The organism is Acinetobacter sp. 102, from assembly GCF_037028485.1.
Lineage (GTDB): Bacteria > Pseudomonadota > Gammaproteobacteria > Pseudomonadales > Moraxellaceae > Acinetobacter > Acinetobacter higginsii.
Map to the genome: position 1 here is coordinate 1 of NZ_JAZEZK010000066.1, position 605 is coordinate 605.

Below are 605 nucleotides of genomic sequence, written 5' to 3' on the forward strand. Positions count from 1 at the left end.
GTACTGGTGCAAGATACTCCATCTTTCACCAGATTTTTGTGGGCGTATATATGCTGGTAGCTCTGGGAAAAGCTCTGGATATACTAAAACACCATTAAAATCTATAGTTCCTATCTTGAGAGAGAAGTTTAAATGCAGTTCATTAGTGTCTGTTGAGTTCCACTCCTGAATCTTAAAACTGTTTTCCTCATTTTCAAGATCGGTCAATAACTGCCGTTCTTGAATCAAGCGTTCTAATGGTGTTTTTAGCAGTTCCATTACGCAAAGCCTCCTGGTTTATTTGGATAAACAGGGGTTGATGGAAATGTTAATCCTGCACCTAGAGCTGAACGGATTAAAGAACTGGCCATATCAGCAGAATTTGCACTTTTGTGTGATGCCGAACGAGGAAAACGATTACCCAAGACCTGCCGCCATAGAGCTAATGCTTTATCATCATCTGTTTCATTTAAGGCGTTTCGTGCAATAGCAGCTTGTTCTTTTACCTTTTCATAAAAGGTTTTGAACTCATCTGCTGTAACCGCAGAAAAAACATTATTGCCTGCAACACCAGGATCTTCTAAATGTGGAATTAAGCCTAGTGACGCATAAATCCCATAAGAATC

2 pseudogenes are annotated in these 605 nt (G+C 39.7%); both read right to left on the minus strand.

Going from position 1 to position 605, the window contains the following annotated elements:
* Nucleotides 1–258 (minus strand): annotated as a pseudogene (locus WA352_RS21745) (ThiF family adenylyltransferase); the annotation flags it as partial.
* Nucleotides 258–605, minus strand: a pseudogene (locus WA352_RS21750) (SMODS domain-containing nucleotidyltransferase); the annotation flags it as partial. The pseudogenes WA352_RS21750 and WA352_RS21745, both read right to left, overlap by 1 nt.